The sequence below is a fragment of the Endomicrobium proavitum genome (assembly GCF_001027545.1).
GTDB lineage: Bacteria > Elusimicrobiota > Endomicrobiia > Endomicrobiales > Endomicrobiaceae > Endomicrobium > Endomicrobium proavitum.
Map to the genome: position 1 here is coordinate 662229 of NZ_CP009498.1, position 17806 is coordinate 680034.

Annotated in this window: 19 protein-coding genes; all 19 read right to left on the bottom strand. The window is 39.9% G+C overall.

From position 1 onward, the window contains the following. Window positions 1-4: 4 nt before the first annotated feature. The 19 genes from Epro_RS02775 to ruvB are packed head-to-tail and all read right to left on the bottom strand — an operon-like array spanning window position 5 to window position 17805. A complete protein-coding gene (locus tag Epro_RS02775; RefSeq protein ID WP_052570367.1) occupies window positions 5-268 on the bottom strand; it encodes an HU family DNA-binding protein in 264 nt (87 codons plus the stop codon). Beyond that, window positions 255-1253: an NAD(P)H-dependent glycerol-3-phosphate dehydrogenase gene (locus tag Epro_RS02780; RefSeq protein WP_052570368.1), complete on the bottom strand. Its 999-nt coding sequence runs from the start codon at window positions 1251-1253 to the stop codon at window positions 255-257. Before Epro_RS02780 ends, Epro_RS02775 begins: the two co-directional genes overlap by 14 nt. Further along, entirely contained in the window at window positions 1250-1894 is a 645-nt protein-coding gene (plsY, locus tag Epro_RS02785) for a glycerol-3-phosphate 1-O-acyltransferase PlsY (RefSeq protein ID WP_052570370.1), read from the bottom strand. Before plsY ends, Epro_RS02780 begins: the two co-directional genes overlap by 4 nt. Before the next feature lie 54 nt (window positions 1895-1948). Then, the gene (gene der / locus Epro_RS02790) at window positions 1949-3280 is read right to left on the bottom strand and encodes a ribosome biogenesis GTPase Der (protein WP_052570372.1); all 1332 of its coding nucleotides are present in this window, start codon (window positions 3278-3280) and stop codon (window positions 1949-1951) included. A gap of 9 nt (window positions 3281-3289) precedes the next feature. Further along, window positions 3290-4228 (bottom strand): glycosyltransferase family 9 protein, encoded by a 939-nt coding sequence (locus Epro_RS02795; protein ID WP_052570374.1) that lies wholly within the window; start codon window positions 4226-4228, stop codon window positions 3290-3292. Next, a complete protein-coding gene (locus Epro_RS02800) occupies window positions 4216-5142 on the bottom strand; it encodes a glycosyltransferase family 9 protein (RefSeq protein WP_052570376.1) in 927 nt (308 codons plus the stop codon). The genes Epro_RS02795 and Epro_RS02800 overlap by 13 nt, the downstream gene beginning before the upstream one ends. 47 nt (window positions 5143-5189) lie before the next feature. Beyond that, window positions 5190-6866 carry a glycosyltransferase family 9 protein gene (locus tag Epro_RS02805; RefSeq protein ID WP_052570378.1) on the bottom strand — a complete coding sequence of 559 codons (1677 nt, stop codon included), beginning with the start codon at window positions 6864-6866 and terminating at the stop codon, window positions 5190-5192. Further along, the gene (locus tag Epro_RS02810; RefSeq protein WP_052570380.1) at window positions 6856-8136 is read right to left on the bottom strand and encodes a 3-deoxy-D-manno-octulosonic acid transferase; all 1281 of its coding nucleotides are present in this window, start codon (window positions 8134-8136) and stop codon (window positions 6856-6858) included. The genes Epro_RS02805 and Epro_RS02810 overlap by 11 nt, the downstream gene beginning before the upstream one ends. Before the next feature lie 41 nt (window positions 8137-8177). Next, on the bottom strand, window positions 8178-8753 hold the full coding sequence (locus Epro_RS02815; RefSeq protein WP_052570382.1) for a hypothetical protein: 576 nt from the start codon (window positions 8751-8753) through the stop codon (window positions 8178-8180). A gap of 3 nt (window positions 8754-8756) precedes the next feature. Beyond that, the gene (gene secF / locus Epro_RS02820) at window positions 8757-9662 is read right to left on the bottom strand and encodes a protein translocase subunit SecF (protein ID WP_052570384.1); all 906 of its coding nucleotides are present in this window, start codon (window positions 9660-9662) and stop codon (window positions 8757-8759) included. 14 nt (window positions 9663-9676) lie between these two features. Next, window positions 9677-11104 carry a protein translocase subunit SecD gene (secD, locus tag Epro_RS02825; protein WP_052570386.1) on the bottom strand — a complete coding sequence of 476 codons (1428 nt, stop codon included), beginning with the start codon at window positions 11102-11104 and terminating at the stop codon, window positions 9677-9679. Then, entirely contained in the window at window positions 11104-11787 is a 684-nt protein-coding gene (locus Epro_RS02830) for an HD domain-containing protein (protein ID WP_052570388.1), read from the bottom strand. The genes secD and Epro_RS02830 overlap by 1 nt, the downstream gene beginning before the upstream one ends. A gap of 9 nt (window positions 11788-11796) precedes the next feature. Further along, on the bottom strand, window positions 11797-12186 hold the full coding sequence (gene yajC / locus Epro_RS02835; RefSeq protein ID WP_052570390.1) for a preprotein translocase subunit YajC: 390 nt from the start codon (window positions 12184-12186) through the stop codon (window positions 11797-11799). 12 nt (window positions 12187-12198) lie between these two features. Beyond that, a complete protein-coding gene (gene tgt, locus Epro_RS02840; protein WP_052570391.1) occupies window positions 12199-13338 on the bottom strand; it encodes a tRNA guanosine(34) transglycosylase Tgt in 1140 nt (379 codons plus the stop codon). Further along, on the bottom strand, window positions 13338-13991 hold the full coding sequence (locus tag Epro_RS02845) for an HD domain-containing protein (RefSeq protein ID WP_052570393.1): 654 nt from the start codon (window positions 13989-13991) through the stop codon (window positions 13338-13340). Before Epro_RS02845 ends, tgt begins: the two co-directional genes overlap by 1 nt. 34 nt (window positions 13992-14025) lie before the next feature. Then, window positions 14026-15084: a tRNA preQ1(34) S-adenosylmethionine ribosyltransferase-isomerase QueA gene (queA, locus tag Epro_RS02850; RefSeq protein ID WP_052570396.1), complete on the bottom strand. Its 1059-nt coding sequence runs from the start codon at window positions 15082-15084 to the stop codon at window positions 14026-14028. Next, window positions 15081-16253: a SpoIID/LytB domain-containing protein gene (locus tag Epro_RS02855; RefSeq protein ID WP_052570398.1), complete on the bottom strand. Its 1173-nt coding sequence runs from the start codon at window positions 16251-16253 to the stop codon at window positions 15081-15083. The genes queA and Epro_RS02855 overlap by 4 nt, the downstream gene beginning before the upstream one ends. Then, a complete protein-coding gene (locus Epro_RS02860) occupies window positions 16250-16783 on the bottom strand; it encodes an epoxyqueuosine reductase QueH (RefSeq protein WP_052570399.1) in 534 nt (177 codons plus the stop codon). The genes Epro_RS02855 and Epro_RS02860 overlap by 4 nt, the downstream gene beginning before the upstream one ends. Beyond that, window positions 16783-17805 (bottom strand): Holliday junction branch migration DNA helicase RuvB, encoded by a 1023-nt coding sequence (ruvB, locus tag Epro_RS02865; protein WP_052570401.1) that lies wholly within the window; start codon window positions 17803-17805, stop codon window positions 16783-16785. Before ruvB ends, Epro_RS02860 begins: the two co-directional genes overlap by 1 nt. Window position 17806 lies beyond the last annotated feature (1 nt).

The following is a 17806-nucleotide window of genomic DNA, read 5'->3' on the forward strand; positions in this document are numbered from 1 at the left end:
AAACCTATTTGTCAAAAAACTCTTTAGATTGTTTAAATCTTACTTTTTTCATAGGCGAGATAAGAAGGGTTTCTCCTGTTTTAGGATTTCTCCCCTTTTTTGTTTTTGTAACCAGCATATTAAAACTTCCAAAACCTGTGATAACAACTTTCTCGCCGTTTTTTAACGCCGTTTTCAACTCTTCAAAAACTCTGTTGACAGCGTTATCGGCTTCTTTTTTAGAGCTTAAAATATTAGACAATGTTTTTGCAACATCATTCTTGTTCATGTTTGGGAGCCCTTGTCATAAGTTCCGTTACTGCGTCTAAAGCTTTTTTGCCTTTAAATAAAACTTTATAAACTTCATTTATAATCGGAACTTCAACTTTTAGTTTTTTACCTACTTCATAGGCGCTTATTGCATTTTTTATGCCTTCGGCAACCATGCCCAAGCTTTTTTCCGCTTCGTCGGCGCTTTTACCCTTGCCTACCGCTTCGCCGACGGCTCTGTTTCTTGAGTGTCTTGAAAAACACGTTACCATTAAATCTCCTGCGCCGGAAAGTCCGTAAAAAGTTTCTTCTTTTCCTCCCAAAGCAACGCCTATTCTTGCAAGCTCTTTTAAACCTCTTGAAACTATTGCCGCTTTTGTATTATCGCCGAAATTTAAACCGTCAACAATACCCGAAGCTATCGCAAAAACATTTTTAAGCGCGGCGCCAGTTTCAACGCCTATTATATCGGTTTGATTGTAAACCCTGAAGTATTTGTTCATAAAAAGCTTTCTTGTTTTTTCGGCGGCTTCAGCAGATTCCGACGCAGATGTAACCGCGGTAGGCATTTTCATGCAAACCTCTTCCGCGTGGCTGGGGCCTGATAATGCGGCAATATTTTTATAAGTTCCCGGAAAAACTTCATTTATAACTTCGGACATTCTTAACAGCGTTTCGTTTTCTATGCCTTTGGTGGCGCTTATTATAAGTTTTCCGTCTAAAGAAACGCCGTTATCTTTCAAATATTTGCACGTGGAACGCATATACTGCGACGGAACTGCAAATAAAACGGTTTTGCTGTCTTTAAATGAATCTAAAGAGTTTGTCACAAGCAAGTCTTTCGGCAAATCATTTCCCGCCGCGAAAGGTTTTATTTTGCGCGACTGTAAATTTTCGGCTCTTTTTTTATCAAACTCCCAAAGAACGACATCGTTGCCGTTTTCAAACAAAAGCGCGGCAAGAGTAGCTCCCCAAGAACCTGCTCCTAAAACTGTTATTTTCATTTTTTGCCGCTCCCGAAAATTTTAAATCTGTGTTCTGTGCCGGCAATAAGCCTCTTAATATTTTCTCTGTGTTTATAAATTACAAGCGCCGCCGCAAAAAAAGCAAAAACTACATATTCAACAGAATAACTTTTTGAAATAATTGCAGAAATCGGAAGCGAAGCGGCCGCAAAAACAGAACCGAGCGCAACGTATCCTGAACATAAAAAAACCAAAGCAAACACAATTAAAGCATACGCCGCAGGCAAAGGCATAAGCGCCAAGAAAACTCCGCAGCCGGTAGCTACGCCCTTTCCGCCTTTAAATTTTAGGAAAACGGTAAACATATGTCCGGTCATAGCGGCGGCCGCAACCGCAACTAAATAATAAAACGAAGGATTGTCAAAAATAATTCTTGCTAAAAAAACCGGCAGAAAACCTTTTGCCGCATCTAATATAAAAGTTACGCTTCCCGCGCCCGCGCCGACGGTTCTAAAAACGTTTGTCGCCCCGGGATTGCCGGAACCTGCCGTTCTTATATCTATTCCTGCGGCAAGTTTTGCAATTATGTAAGCAAACGGAATTGATCCGCAAAGATAAGTTAAAACAACATAAAGAATTTTTGTAGTCATAAAAACGATGCCCTCATTTATTATAAACATCAGGACTTTCTCTTTCCCCGCAACGACAAAAGAACGGTTTTACCGCCGCTGTTGTCAATTGATATTGCTTTTGCCTGAAATTCTAAAAAACTGTCTAAATTTTAAAACTATCGGCGTTCCGTGAAAGCCAAATCTTTCTCTGAAAAAATTCTCTAAAAATCTTTCGTATGAAAAATGCAAAAGTTCCAAATCGTTGACGGAAAAAATAAATACCGGAGGTTTTACCGCAACCTGCGCGTATTCTTTAAACTTTAAAACTTTTCCTTTTCTCACAAGCGGCTTTCTTGCCACTGCATCGCGCACAAGCGCGTTAAGCTCTTCCTGCGTAAGCTGTCTGTTGTACTGACGGTAAACTATTTCGGCTTCCTGAAATATGCGCTCAAGCCTTTGTCCTGTTTTTGCGGAAATAAAAACTACGTCCGCCCAGTCCATAAATTTTACTCTTTCTCTGAACTGTTCGGTAAAATATTTTGCAGCCTGTTCTTTATCTTCAATTAAATCCCATTTATTTACGGCAACTATTACGGGTTTTCTTTTTTCGTGCAGCAGCCTTGCAATTTTTACTTCCGTTTCGCCTATTCCCTGCGAAGCGTCGGCAACCAAAACCGCAACGTCGGCGTCTTCAATTGCGTAGTCTGTGCTTAAAGTTGAAAGATATTCCATATCGTCTTTCATCTTACTGCCTCTGTGAAGACCTGCCGAATCTATGAGAATATAATCTTTATTGTTGAAGTTAACGTTTACCGTTAAAGAATCCCGCGTAGTTCCGGGAGCGTCGTGAACTATGCTTCTTTCTTCCTTGGAAACCGAATTTACAAAAGAAGATTTTCCGACGTTAGGTTTTCCCACCAAAATAATTTTTAAAACTTCCTGCGCCTGTTTAGTTGTTCTGTCGTATTTTATGTTAGACCAAACTTTATCCAACAATTCGTTTATGCTGCGTCCGTGGTTTGCCGATATAAAAACCACTTCGTCAAAACCAAGACTGTAAAATTCGTAACCTTTGGTTTCTTCAGCTTGCGTGTCTATTTTATTTACAACAAGAATAGCGGTTTTTTTGCTTTGACGTATTTGCTTTGCAATTTCGGCGTCAAACGGATGAATGCCGATTTTACCGTCAACAACAAACAAAATTATATCCGCTTGCTCTACGGCTAAATTAAGCTGGCGTTCCATATCTTTAGAAAATACGGATTCGTCCCCGCTCCACCCCGCCGTGTCTGTTACTATAAACTTTTTATCTTTCCAATTTACTTCGTAATCGTTCCTGTCGCGAGTTGTGCCGGGCGTATCGTGAATGATAGCTTTTTTACGGCCTATAAACCTATTAAATAATGTTGACTTGCCAACATTAGGTCTGCCGACAATAGCAACTTTAGTGAGCATTTTATTTCCTTAAAATTCAAAATTTTTCAAAATTGCGCTTATAACTTCCGACGCTTTAATATCTGCGACATTATCCTTTTTAACAATTGAATGTTTCTCAAGCGGCATAGGCCCCACCTGCAAGGGATCCGTATTGCCGAAAACGCCTACGCATTTTGCGCCCGCGGCAGCCGCCAAATGCATTGCGCCGGAATCTATTCCCGCAAAAAGCGCGGCTTCCTGCAAAAACGCGGCGCTGTCTAATATTCCGTTTTCCGCCGCAAAAATTTCAGGACGGTTTTTACACATTAAAGACAGTTCGGCCATACTCTCTTTTTCAAAAGCGGCTCCCGACAAAACGCACGAAAAACCTTTTGCCGACAGAGCGTCTATAATTTCAGCCCATTTGCCGTTATCAAGACGTTTGCTTTGTCTTTTCTTGCTTGCTCCGGCGGAAACGGCTATAACTTTTTTAGAATCTAAATTTTTATTTTTAAACCATTCGCGGACGCGTTCCGAATTTTCTTTCGGGATTTTTATTATTGACGTATAATCGCTCTGAATATTTTTTAAACCGAAAGCAGCGCCGAGATTTTTATTATTAAACAACGACGGCACGCCTGTTCTTGCGGTTTTATTTGTAAGAAGAAAATTCAAAGAAGCCGTATTAAAGCCGAATCTTTTTGAAATTCCGGCAAGAAACGCTGCCGATAGAGACGACGGAGATTCCGAAAAAAGCACCGCTTTAGAAAATTTTTCACTTTTTATTATTTTTACAAATCTAAAAAACGAAACGCCTTTTTCAATAGTAGCATCAGCAACGCCAGACGAAATTAAAAGAGGCGCAAGCGCAGGCTTAACAACCGAATAAATCTTAGCGCCGGTCTCTTGTTTTGCGGCTTTAAGAACCGGCAAAGAAAAAAGCAAATCACCAAGCTGGTTCATGTGAAAAAATACTATTTTTTCCATTTTTCTATTTCCGCAAAAACTTCCGTTGGAGTTACTTTGTCTATATCCGCAGGATTTTCTTTGTTTATAAGAAGCGAAAACTTCCCTATATAAGGAGCCGTTTCATTTATATCGGAAGCGCCGAAAATAAACACCGACGGAGTTTGCAAAACAGAAGCCAAATGCATAGGTCCCGTATCCGCCCCAACAGCTAAAAAACTTTTTGACAGCACAGCCGCAAGAGAAGAAATATCCGTAGCTCCGCAAAGATCGGTAATTTTATTGTGTTGAAACTTTCCAAAATCTCCGAGCGAACCTAAGACGGCAATTTTTGTATCCGGGTATTTTTCCGCAAACATATCCGTAAGTTCATAATAATTTTCCAAACTCCAATCTTTACCTTTGCCTCTTGCAAAAGGTAAGAAAGAAATAAAATCTTTTCCAAGCTGCGGCTCAAATTGCTTAAACAAAGTTTCGTCGGGAGTTATATTTATTTTAGGTTCGTATTTTTTGCCGGTTAAAAAACGAAGCGGCTCTAAATTTCGCAAAGTTGCATTCATCAACGCATTTTGCGGATAAACCTCTTTTATAAGCAAATTGCTTAACTCTTTCATTCCGGGAACGCCGAGTTTAACTTTCCCTTTTGCAAATTTTGCAAGAAACGCGCTTCGCAGCAACCCCTGCAAATCTATTATTAAATCAAAATCCGTCGCGCGCACTTTTCCTAAAACTTCAAAAAAACCGTTAAGCCCGTTTTTTCTGTCCCAAAAAATAACTTCGTCAATATCAGAGCAAAGTTTCGGCAAATCCTGCCATTGATTGAACACAACCCAGCTTATAAAACAGCCGGGATAAGCTTCCTTAAGCGCGTTTGCGCAAGGCAAAGCTTGAATTATATCTCCAAAAGAACTCGGTTTAATAATTAGTATTTTCATATTTTATTAACTTAAAAAATAAACGCTGTTGCCAAGCTTCCAACCGTCTAAACTTCCAATCTTCCATAAGTATTTTTTACCGCCTCAAAAACTTCTTCAACGCCTATATCATGCATGCAGACGGGATTTTTACAGCTTCTGTTTCTGCACGGCTGACACGAAAATTTGTGTTGTATAATCTGCGTATTTCCGCCGGCATACGGACCTGTTCTTTTTGCGTTTGTAGGACCTAAAATTGCCACTGAGGGAATATTTAAAGCCGTCGCTATATGCATTGGTCCCGCTTCGTTGCCTACAAAAACTTTGCAAAGTTTAAAGAATGCGCACAGCTCTTTAAGCGTAAACTCTCCGGTCATATCGGTTATCTTAACTTTTGACGATGAAAGAATATCTTCGCTTAAACCTTTTTCGCTTAAGCCTCCTTCTTTACCGCCTATAAGAATAATATCCGCGCCGAATTCTTTATTTAATTTTTCCGCAAGCTGCCCGAATTTTACCGCCGCCCACCTTCTTGACGTCCAGCCGCCGCCGGCATGCATTGCGATAATATTTTTTATGTCAACGCCTTTGTTTTCTAATTTTACTTTAACGCTTTCGTAAGCATGCTCGGGAATATATATGGGATATTCAATTTTACCGTCGCACTGCAAATATTTTGCGGTTTCCAAATGCCTGTCTATGCAATGCGCCTGAGCATTCGTATTTTTAATTTCTTTTGAAAAAAACCGCGAAAACTCTCTCATGCCGTTTGTTGAAGACGACGCTATTTTAAATTTTGCGCCCGCAAGCTTAACAAGCATTGCGGATTTTGCCAAACCGTGCAGGTCTATGCTTAAATCAAAACGTTCGTTGCGTAAACTCTTTCTTAATTTTTTATAGTAACCCAAACTTCTTTTGGTTCTGTCCCAAATAAAAATTTTATCAAGAAGCGGGTTGCCTTCAAGTATTTCGTAACATCTCTCGTCAACAATCCAGCTTATTTTTGCATGAGGATATTTTCTTTTAATTGCCGCAAGCGTGGGGAGAGCAAAAATAATATCGCCTATTCTTGACGGCTGCACTATTAAAATTTTAGCCGACGGATTAAGCGATAGATATCTTGAAATATCTTTTTGCCAATAAGCGCTGCTGACAAATTCAAAAATTTTATTTAATTCGTTTTCAACTTCAACCCTTTTTTGTTCTATATCGTCTTCCGGCTTAACGTAAATGGGAGCAGAATAAATCTGAATGACTTTTGTAAACGGTATAGGAATTTCCGTTCTGTCCCAAGAGCGAAGCGTTATTTTTCTTTTGGGGCAGGTTGCAACGGGATATATGGGAAGTCCGCTTTTTTGCGCGGTATAAATTATTCCTGATTTTAATTTATGATAAGGTCCTCTGGGACCGTCGGCGGCATACGCAAGTTTTTTACCTTCAAGCGCAAGACGAACCATTTCTTTTAACGCTTTTTCCGCGCCTCTGCTTGAAGACCCCCTAACGGTGTCAAAACCGAAAGATTTTACCAAGGAAGAAATTAAATCTCCGTCTTTGGAAAGACTGGTCATGATAACAATTCCGCTTTTTTGGTTGTTCATTACCATTTGAAGAGAAGTGCCGTGCCAAAAAGGATACAAAGACGGTTCAGACGCGTATGGTCTGCCGTTTATAAATTTTTTTCTTACCGTTTTATCAAACAGCCAAACGACAAGAAAAACAACTCCCGAAATTATTTTATTTTTCATTTTTAAGCTGCTGCCTTAAATTTTGTATGGTAACGCCAACCGCGCCTTTCTGAGATTTAACGGCGGCAAGCGCGTTTCCCCCCGCCTTAGCCAAAAAATCTTTATCGGAAGCAAAGCGATTTATTTCATAAGCTATATCGTCGGCATTTAACACCGTAAAAGCGCCCTTGTAACGCAGAAGAATTTCAGACTCGGTTTTAAAATTGTCCATATGCTTTCCAAACAGCACGGGCTTTGAATAAGCGGCAGGTTCTACGGGATTTTGTCCGCCCTTATCTACAAGAGAACCGCCTACATAACAAACGTCCGAAACAGAATATATGCTCTGCAATTTCCCGAAAGTATCAACTACAATAAAATTACTGCTTTTAAAACCGGGAAGAAGCGCGCCGTTTAACTCCGACAGCAAAGAATATTTTATTTCATTTTTTTCAAGAATATTTTTAACCTTGCCGATACGCGTTAAGTGTCTTGGCGCTAAAAAGAATTTTATATTCCCACTTTTAGCCGCGGCTTTTTTATAAGCCTGCGCTATAAACTCTTCCTCGCCGTCTCTAACGCTGCCGGCCGTAAAAACAAAATCTTCATCTTTTAAGCCGAAATCTTTTCTGTCGGCGTTAGCGGAAAAATCTCTGTCGTATTTAATATTGCCTGTAACAATAATTTCAGTCTTCCCGCCGCTTAAAACTTTAAAACGTTCGGCGTCGTCTTGGCTTCTTGCAAAAACAATGTCTATAAGCCCCACAAAACGCTTCCAGAAAAACCTCATTTTTTTATACATTTTAAAAGATTTTTCCGACATGCGCCCGTTTACGGTTACAACTTTAACGTTTAATTTCTTTGCCGCATAAAGCATGGAAACCCAAAGCTCCGTTTCAACTATAATAAGTATCTCCGGATTTATTTTTTTTATAGCCTTGAGCATTAACGGATATAAATCTAAAGGAAGAAGCGAAATAAAATCGGCTTTATTTAATTTCTCGGCGTATTGCCTGCCCGTTTTGGTAACTACCGTTAAGACTATAAAAAAATCTTTTCTTAAGTCGTCAATAATAGGTTCGGCGGCGCGGATTTCGCCTAAAGACGCGCAATGCAGCCACACAATTTTTTTACTTCCCCGGTTCGGAAATTTCCATTTTACAAAACGCTCCGGTAAACGATAGAAAAGTTCTTTTCTGTATTTTCCGCTGAAAAGTAAAACTATTAAAAAGAATGGAATTAGTAGAACAGCAAAAAGAGAGTTATATGCTGCCAGAAAAAATTTTGTCATTGATAAGCCCGTTTTATATGGTAAACAAAAACAGCTAAACGCTATTTTTTTGAAGACTTCTTTTTAGAAGGAATCCAGTAAAATACGCCGCAATAAGAATACTGCGGATAAAGCTTGCCGTCAAGTATTTCAACGCCTATTTTATCTATAGGCACGTGCTGCGCGGCGCTTGCATAGAGCTCCGGCGGAATTTCAACGCTTCGAGATAACTCGCAATTTTCATCTTCAGCCTCGGAAGATATAAGTCTTTGAATAAAGTTTTTACCCTGTTCCAAAGCGTCAACGGCAACCGCTGAAATTATTTTTTCGGTGTGCGTCCCGAAAGCTTCCTGATTTTTTTTATACTCTTCCTGCAAACTTGTGCCGATTGTTATAAAAAACAGGCTCTGCGCAACCCATTTTGCCGGAGCGTCTTTTTCATATGAAAAGGCAAGAGCGCCTTTTGCAAAAGCGTCGTAAATTACGCTAACCTTCAAAAGTTTTGAACAGTAATGACACCCGCGCTGAACGGCTTCTTCAAGTTCAACGGGCATATCCGGCGCATTAACGAGCTTTTTTATAACGCGCGAAATTTCTCTCACGCGCAAATTTACTTTAAAATTTTTTATTTTCTTCATTGGTTATTTAGACAATTGCGCGCGTTTACGTTTTCTGGTTTCCCACTCGTAAACAAGCGGCGCGCATATAAAAATTGTGGAGTATGCGCCTAAGACGGTGCCTATAACCATAATATAAGCAAACGTATGCAAAACGTCTCCGCCTAAAAAGAAAAGCGCGCATGCGACGATAAAAACCGTAACGGTTGTAACAACTGTTCTTAACAGAACCTGATTTATGCTGTTGTTTATTATTGTTGCGAAATTTTCTTTTGCAGAAAGCCTTAAATTTTCTCTGATTCTGTCAAATAAAACAATTGTGTCGTTTATAGAATATCCCGCAACAGTAAGAAGCGCCGCGATAACTATAACGTCTATCTCTTTGCTTACAAGCATAACCATTCCGAAAGTTATAACTACGTCGTGAATAATGCCTGCCACGCCGGCAACGCCCCACAACGTGGATTTAAATCTGAAGGCCACGTAAACAATCATACCCAAAAAAGCCAAAAGAAACGCAAGAACAGCTCGGTTTGAAATATATTCTCCTACGGAAGGTCCTACGTATTCTACTTTTTCTACGGTAAGTTTGTTACCCTTAAATGCCGACGAGAGAGCGGATGTAATTTTATTTTCAAACTCCTGCTGCGCGCCTATATTGCCTTTAGCTCTTACCATAACCGTTTTATCGGCAGTTTGAAGTTCAAAAGAAGAAAGCCCTGCGGATTCAAGAGACCCTCTAACGTCTTGAAGTTTTACGTTATTGTCAAAAGAAATCTGTATAAGCATACCGCCGGTAAAATCTATACCGTAGTTAGGACCTTTTAAAATATATGCGCCTAAAGAAACCACAAGCAAAAACACAGATATAAAAAAGAATATGCGGCGCTTGCCTATAAAATCTATGTGCGTATTGTTTATAAAATTCACAGTTTTCCCCCGATTTATATTTTAAATTTTACAATTAAATTTTCTTTAAACAGAAATTCGTATATAAGCTTTGTTACAACTATCGCCGTGAACATGCTTATTATAAGACCTATTGAAAGAGTTACGGCAAAACCTTTTATTGGTCCGGTTCCAAACTGGAATAAAAAAACCGCCGCTATCAAAGTGGTAAGATTTGCGTCAAAAATTGTCCAAAAAACTTTTTGATATCCGGCGTCAACCGCAACGCGCGAAGTTTTTCCGCTTGAAAGTTCTTCCCTGATTCTCTCAAGAATTAGAACGTTTGCGTCAACAGCCATTGCAAGAGTTAATGCTATACCCGCAACGCCCGGAAGCGTAAGCGTAAACTGAAAATATGCCATAAAAGCCATAAGCGCCACAAGGTTTATAACAAGAGCTATGCTTGCAATAACTCCCGAAGTGCGGTAATAAACAATCATAAACAATAAAACCGCCAAAACTCCGACTATTGCCGCCATAAAGCCTTTCTGTATTGAATCGTTTCCAAGAGAAGGTCCTACGGTTCTTTCTTCAATAACTTTTACCGGCGCCGGAAGCGCTCCGGCTCTTAAAACCGTTGCAAGAAGTTTAGCGTCGTCAGCGGTAAAGTTGCCTTCTATTATTGCTTTTCCGTCGGGAATTCTTGAATTAATTCTTGGCGCGGACTGAACTACGTCGTCAAGCACTATCGCAAGATTTCTTTCTCTGTATTTTCCGGTAACATCCGCAAAAGTTTTTGCGCCGTCTTTGTTAAACTCTATAGATACGTGCGGCATGCCGAACTGTCCGTTAAGTTCAACTTTAGCGTTAACCAAAGAAGCTCCGGTTAAAACAGCTTTGTCTAAAACGTAATATCCGCTTGCGTCTTTACTTTCGTAAATTGAAGAACCTGCGGGAAGAAGTTTTGTTATATCGTTATATTTTGAAGGATTGGCTCTGTATTCTTTAGGAGTAATGCCTTTGTCCGACAAAAGCGCTAAAGCCTGTCCGGCTTCTTTGCTATTATCTACTATTCTAAATTCTAACAGCGCGGTTTTACCAAGCAGCTCTTTGGCGGCTTTAGGGTCCTTAATGCCCGGCAGCTGAACCACTATCCATTTATCGCCCTGTCTTGCTATCATAGGTTCGGCAACGCCAAACTCGTCTATTCTGTTTCTGATAATTTCTATAGCTCTGTCAATAGCGTCGCTTACTTTGACGTTTTCGTCAAGCTTTGACGAGTCCACTTCCAAAAGCAAATGCGTTCCGCCTTTTAAATCTAAACCGAGCCTTATGACTCTGTTAAGAATTGTGTCTTTTTCTTTTTCTGCGGTTTCCTTCTTTTCAGCCGACATTTGCGACCATTTTACCGACGGGTAAAGCGCCCACACTGAAAACACCAACAAAACTGCGGTGACCCACAACTTAAAGTTAATCTTGCCCATTAGAGTAATTTCCTCTCGTTTATTATTAATTCAAAATTACAATCCAGAAAATTCGCCGCTCTTCTGCACATAAGCATTCTGGACATAAAAATTTCAAAGTATTCCATTACCTGCGACTTTTGCGTGTCAATTGTAAGCTGTAACGATATTATTTTTTTCTCTTTTAACACTTTCAAAAAAGAACGCTCCACTGCGTCGTTGACTCTGTCGTGAATGTCAAAATCTCCATCGGCGGCGCGGACTCTTGTTTTATGAACGTCCGATTTATCGGCTAAAATTAAAGCGGCCGCAACGGGGTTAACAGGGTCACCGACTTCTTCCTCGTGATTTCCTATTGCGGAAATTACAAGAGCCGCTTCGTCGGGAGTTGCCCCCATATCTTTAAGAAGCCTCATTGATATTAACGCCGCGGACTGCCCGTGATCTTTTCTGTTGACTACGTTTCCTATATCGTGCAGATAGCCGGCTATGGAAGCAAGCTCTTGCAGCCTTTTAGGATAATCAAGGTATAAAAGAACGTTCTCGGCAATGGACGCCACAAGGCTTACGTGCCTTATACCGTGCTCGGTGTAGCCGATTATGCCTAGATAATCGTTTGCGGATTTTATAAACGTATTGACTATGGGGTTGCTTTTAACTTCCGCAAGCGTTACGTTTGAAAATTTATATTCGTTCTCTTTCATTTTTAAACTTTATTTTTTTACAACTTCAACCTGCGCTGCGTCTTCTTCCTGTTTTGTAATTACGGTGCCTATAGACTGTTTTGCAATTTGTATATTTACTCCGTCGGCAATTTTAGCTTCAATGATGTTTCCTTTAACGGATACGACGGTTGCATAAACTCCGCCAGAGGTAATTACTCTGTCGTCTTTTTTCAACGCATTTAAAAGTTTCGCGTGTTCTTTAGCTTTTTTCTGCTGCGGTCTTAAAAGGAACAAGTAGAAAAAAACAAAAATTAAAATAAGCGGCAACAATCCGCCCATGCCGCCGCCGAAAAGTCCGCCCTGCGCCGCTTCGCCTTGCGCGAAAGCAGATGCCGCAAAAACCAATACTAAAACTGCCGAAAAAATACTCTTTTCCATGATATCTCCAATTTAGCGAGTTCCTCTTGAATAATAGTTCTCAAAAAACTCTTTTTTTGCTTCAAGAAATGTATCGTTTTCCAATGATTTTCTTATTTTAGACATCAAGTTTATCATAAAATAAATATTATGTAAAGATAAAAGTCCCAAATAAAGGCTTTCCTGCGCTCTTACCAAGTGGTTAAGATACGCTTTGGAATACCCCTTACACGTAGGACAATTGCACTGCGGGTCTAACGAAGTAAAATCTTCTTTAAACTCCGCGTTTCTTATGTTAATTTTGCCCATGCTTGTAAAAACTTGTCCGTTGCGTCCGTTTCTTGTAGGTATAACGCAGTCAAACATATCTATGCCGCGGCTGACGCCTTCCCATAAATCTTCCGGCATTCCTACGCCCATTAAATACCTTGCTTTATTTTCAGGCAAATACGGCTCTACGGTTTCTATAACTTTTTCTTTTTCTTCTTTCGGTTCTCCTACGGAAACGCCGCCGATTGCATACCCCGTAAAATTCATTTCAGTCATTTCTTGAGCGCTTATTTTTCTTAAATCTTCATAAGTTGAACCCTGAATAATTCCAAACAGCGACTGGGTTTTACAAGCGTCGTCTTTATAAAATTCTTCTCTGCATCTTTTTGCCCATCTTAAACTTAACTCCATGGAATTTTTCGCGTATTTGTAAGTTGCAGGGTAAGGAGTGCACTCGTCAAAACACATTATAATATCCGCGCCTATATCTTTTTGAATCTGCATGGATTTTTCGGGAGAAAAAAAGTGCGACGAACCGTCTATATGAGATTGAAACTTCGCGCCGTCTTCGGTAAGTTTTCTTATTTCGTTAAGGCTGAAAATTTGAAACCCGCCGGAATCGGTAAGCATGGGGCGGTTCCACGAATTAAATTTTTGTATGCCGCCGGCTTTTTTTATTATTTCCGTTCCCGGACGAAGGTATAAGTGATAGGAGTTTGCCAAAATTATCTGCGCGCCCGAATTTTGCAAGTCTTCGTTGGGCACGCCTTTTACCGTGCCTTGAGTTCCCACGGGCATAAATACGGGAGTGTCAATAACGCCTCTTGTAGTGTAAACCTGTCCCAGGCGCGCTTTGCACTGCGATGATTTTTTAATTAATTTATACGAGCCTACTTCCGCCATTACAGTAATTTATCCTCGTTAATATAGAGTTGAAAATTACATCCTAAAACGCGGCTGGCTCGCCGGCAAAAGTTGGTTCTTGCAATAAAAATTTCAAAATAATCCATAACGCTGCAAATGCCTGTGTCTATCTCTATAATCAGCGAAATAGTTTTTGCGTCTTTATCTGCAACAAGATCTGTTCTCTTACAAGCCGCTATAACTTTAGAATGTTTATCGGATTTTTTTACTTCGTCGGTTCTAAGCCTTTCGTGGCGGACGTCTGTTTTATCGCCCAAGACAATGGCTGCGGCAACCGCCGAGATAGGGTCGGTATCTTTATCTTCATGATTTCCTATTGCCGTAGCGACCGCGTAAACGTCTTCGTCAAAATCTTTTTCATCTACAAAATTCAAAAACATTATCGCGCCGCTGTGAGCGTGGTCGTGTTTGGAAATAACGTTTCCTATATCGTGAAGATAAGCGGCAACTTTTGCAAGTTCCTGATCTTTTTGGTCGTATCCGAGCTCTTTTAAAACATATTCGGCTCTTTCGGCGGCATAACGGGCGTGATTTTGCCCGTGCTCTTTATAACCCATGCGCACAAAAGCCTTATCCGTAAAATCAAGATAAGTTTTTATTTCGGGGTTTTTCTTAATGTCTTCAAAACTCATTTTACATTTCATAATTATTTATATTATATCAATTTTATAAAATTATCATAGAGTCGCCGTAAGAAAAAAATCTGTACTTTTCTTTAACGGCTTCTTTATACGCTTTAAGCATTAACTCTCTTGAAGCAAACGCGCTTGCCATCATAAGAGGAGTGGATTTAGGCAAATGCAAATTTGTTATTAAAACGTCCGGAATTTTAAATTTGTATCCCGGATAAATAAAAATTGAAGTTTCGCCGGAATATTCTTTTATTTCGCCGTTAAAAATATTTGCAAGAGTTTCAAGCGCCCTTGTGGAAGTTGTGCCTACCGAGAAAATTTTTTTATTTTCTTTTTTTGCCGCATTAATTTTTTGCGCGTTTTGCGAATCTATAGAAAATTTTTCGGACATCATTTTATGATTATCTATTTCGTCGCTTACAATAGGTTTAAAAGTTCCCCAGCCCACGTGTAAAGTAAGCGTGGCAATTTTAACGCCTTTATCTTTGAGAGCGTTTAAAATTTCTTGCGTAAAATGAAGCCCTGCGGTTGGCGCTGCAATTGCGCCCTGCTGCGCCGCATAAACCGTTTGGTAACGCTCTTTGTCAAAATTTGAAAGCTGCAGGGCAAGACCCTCTTTTCTGTTTATATAAGGAGGAAGCGGCATTACTCCCTGTTTTTGGAGAAAACTTAAAATATCGGCTTTGTTGAATTCTACAACAACTTCGCCCCGAGGCGTTTTATGTTTTATTTCGCACTCGTAACCGTTGTCAAAAAAAACTTTTTTCCCTGTTTCCAAAAAAGGTTTCATTAAAACTTTATAAGAATTTTCTTTGGAATGCGCAACCGGGTCTAAAAATAAAAGTTCAACTTTTCCGCCGGTGGCTTTTTTGCCGAAAAGCCTTGAAGGAACAACTTTAGTGGTATTTATTACAAGGCAATCGCCTTCAGAAAAATATGCGGTTATATCGGAAAAATGTCTGTGCCGAAACTTTCCGCTTTTTCTGTCAACAACAAAAAGACGCGAAGAATCTCTTCTGTCGGCGGGTTTCTGCGCAATAAGTTCCGAGGGAATATCGTAGTCGTAGTTTGTAAGAAGTTTGTCCTGCGTCATTTATATTGAACCTTTTCAAGTTTTGTGCCGGGGTAAAAATGCTTCAAAATTTTCTGATAATTTTTTCCGGATTCAGCCATACCTTTTGCGCCCCATTGGCAAAGCCCTACTTTATGCCCCCAGCCATGCCCTTTAAATATAAAATTGTCGTCGGATTTTTTTATGCCGTCAAAGGTAACGCTTTTTATTTTCCACGCGTCCACGGCAAGTCTGAATTTATAGGCGTTTATTGTAACGGTATTTTTTGAACCGTTGATTACAATTTCTTTTGCAGAACCCGCAGGCGTTTCGCCTTTAACTTTTATAGATTTTATAATTCCTACGTTAAAACCTGCCGCGGAAAGTTTTGAACGTATAAAACTTTCGTCAAGCGATTGTTCCCAAGACGAATGCGGCGCATTTTTGCAATATCCGCATTTAACGCCTTTAAGATATTCCGGCGTATCTTTGGTATCCCAAACGTATTTAGGATCTTCCGTGTGCCCGCCACAGTTAGCGTGAAAAAAAGTATTTGCGAATTTTCCGTTATATGTAAGCACTTGCCCTTCGGTTTGGCTTACGGCTTTATTTGTGGCAGCCGTTTCAACTTCCGCGCCTGCGTAAACCTGACAGTGCGTGGTGGAACACATATCAAAACCTTTATCTTTATGCTTGCCTAAATTTGCAAGAGTATATGTTCTGCTTATAACAGCCTGAGTTTTCAACGCCTCCGCGTGCCAGCCGGCGTTTGCTTCTTTCGGCAAAACGCCTTTAATATAATCTTCAACGGGCAAAACGTTTATTACGTTTACGCTATCTCCGTCTTTATTTATAACAAGACTGCCGCGATAAGCTTTTTTATTAACGTATATAACATTATTTGCGCTCTCTATTTTCACGGGAAAAGACAGAGACTCGTCGTTAAAACCAAGTTTACCGTTTGAATAATAAGAAAACTTTACGTTTCCTTTGCTTAAGGTAAGTTTCTTGCCCGAAGCGTCCGTAACGGAAATTGTTTTTGCGCTTGAAACGGTAAAATACGCAGTATTTAAAACTATGCCTATGCGAACGTATTTATTCTCAACTTCCGACGAGAAAGAAATGTTTGACTGTTTCACCTGCGTGCTTAGGCAAGATGAAAACAACACCGCAAATATAGGCAGCAACAATAAAAATATTTTTTTAATCATTTGTTATTTTTTCTTTCAAGCATTTCCTGAAAAGATTTTTCGCATCCGCAGTATTTTTGCAAGTAGTAGCCTTTAGCCCTTAACGAATTTTTGCCTTCATAAAATTTCGGACGGAAATCTTTATAAACGAAATCTATTTTATATTCTAAAGATAATTTTTGGGAAATTTGTTTTATAAGTTCGTGCTTTTGATACGGACTTGATAAAAGCGACGTTGAAAATGCGTCAAAATTATTATCTTTTGCAAATTTTGCCGTTTTTTCAAGACGGAGTTTATAGCAGTTTTCACAAATCAAAGAGCTTTCCTGTTTCCATTTTTTACCGTCGTAAATAAAACCGTCTTCCTCGTAAAAATTCACGCCAAGCTCTTTTGCGAAACGCTTGGCGTTTTCTTTTCTTATTTCGTATTCTTTTTGGTCGTAAATATTAGGGTTAAACCAGTAGAAAGACACATCAAAGTTATTTTTTAGAACATCCGCCGCGGACGCGGAACACGGCGCGCAGCAAATATGCAAAAGAAGCCGCGTCATTATAAAAGATCTCTCTGAAGATTTTTCGGCGCTTTTGCGCCCACATGTTTAAAACCTGCTTCGGTTACAACTCTTCCGCGCGGCGTGCGGGCAATAAAGCCCGACTGTATAAGATAAGGCTCGTAAACGTCCGTTATGGTGTCAACTTCTTCCGAAAGAGCTACCGAAAGAGTGTCCACACCTACCGGACCTCCGCCGAATTTTTCAATTATTGTCGTAAGCAAAAGTCTGTCCATTTTATCAAGACCGGCTTTATCTACAGCTAAAGCTTCAAGAGCGCCGCCCGCTATTTCGCGGGTAACTTTTCCGCCGGCAACTTCCGCAAAATCTCTGACTCTTTTTAAAAGTCTGTTTACAATTCTCGGCGTGCCTCTTGAGCGTCTTGCAATTTCTTCGGCGGCATCGCTTACAATTTCCACATTCATTATCAGCGCGGAACGTTTTACAATTTGCACAAGTTCCGTATCGTTATAAAAATCTAAATGCTCCACAATGCCAAACCTGTCGCGCAAAGGGCTGGAAAGAAGCCCCGTGCGGGTAGTTGCGCCCACAAGCGTAAAACGCGGAACGGGAAGTTTTATTGTTTTTGCCGACGGACCTTGCCCGATTATTATATCTAATTCAAAATCTTCCATAACGGAATAAAGCGATTCTTCAACAAGGTGATTTAATCTGTGAATTTCATCTATAAAAAACACATCGCCTTCGGATAAGTTTGTAAGAATTGCCGCAAGGTCTCCCACTTTTTTTAAAACAGGACCGGACGTCATTCTTAAATTTCCGCCCATCTCTCTTGCAATTATATGCGACAAAGTGGTTTTGCCAAGACCGGGAGGAGCGTAAAACAAGCAGTGATCAAGAGACTCTTTTCTCTTTTTAGCAGCCTCAATAAAAATTTTTAAATTCTCTTTGAGTTTATTCTGCCCTATAAAATCGTCAAGAGTTTTCGGACGAAGCGAATTTTCAATTTTATCCTCGTCTTGCAATGCTTGCGCCTCTAATATTTTATCTATTTCATCCATT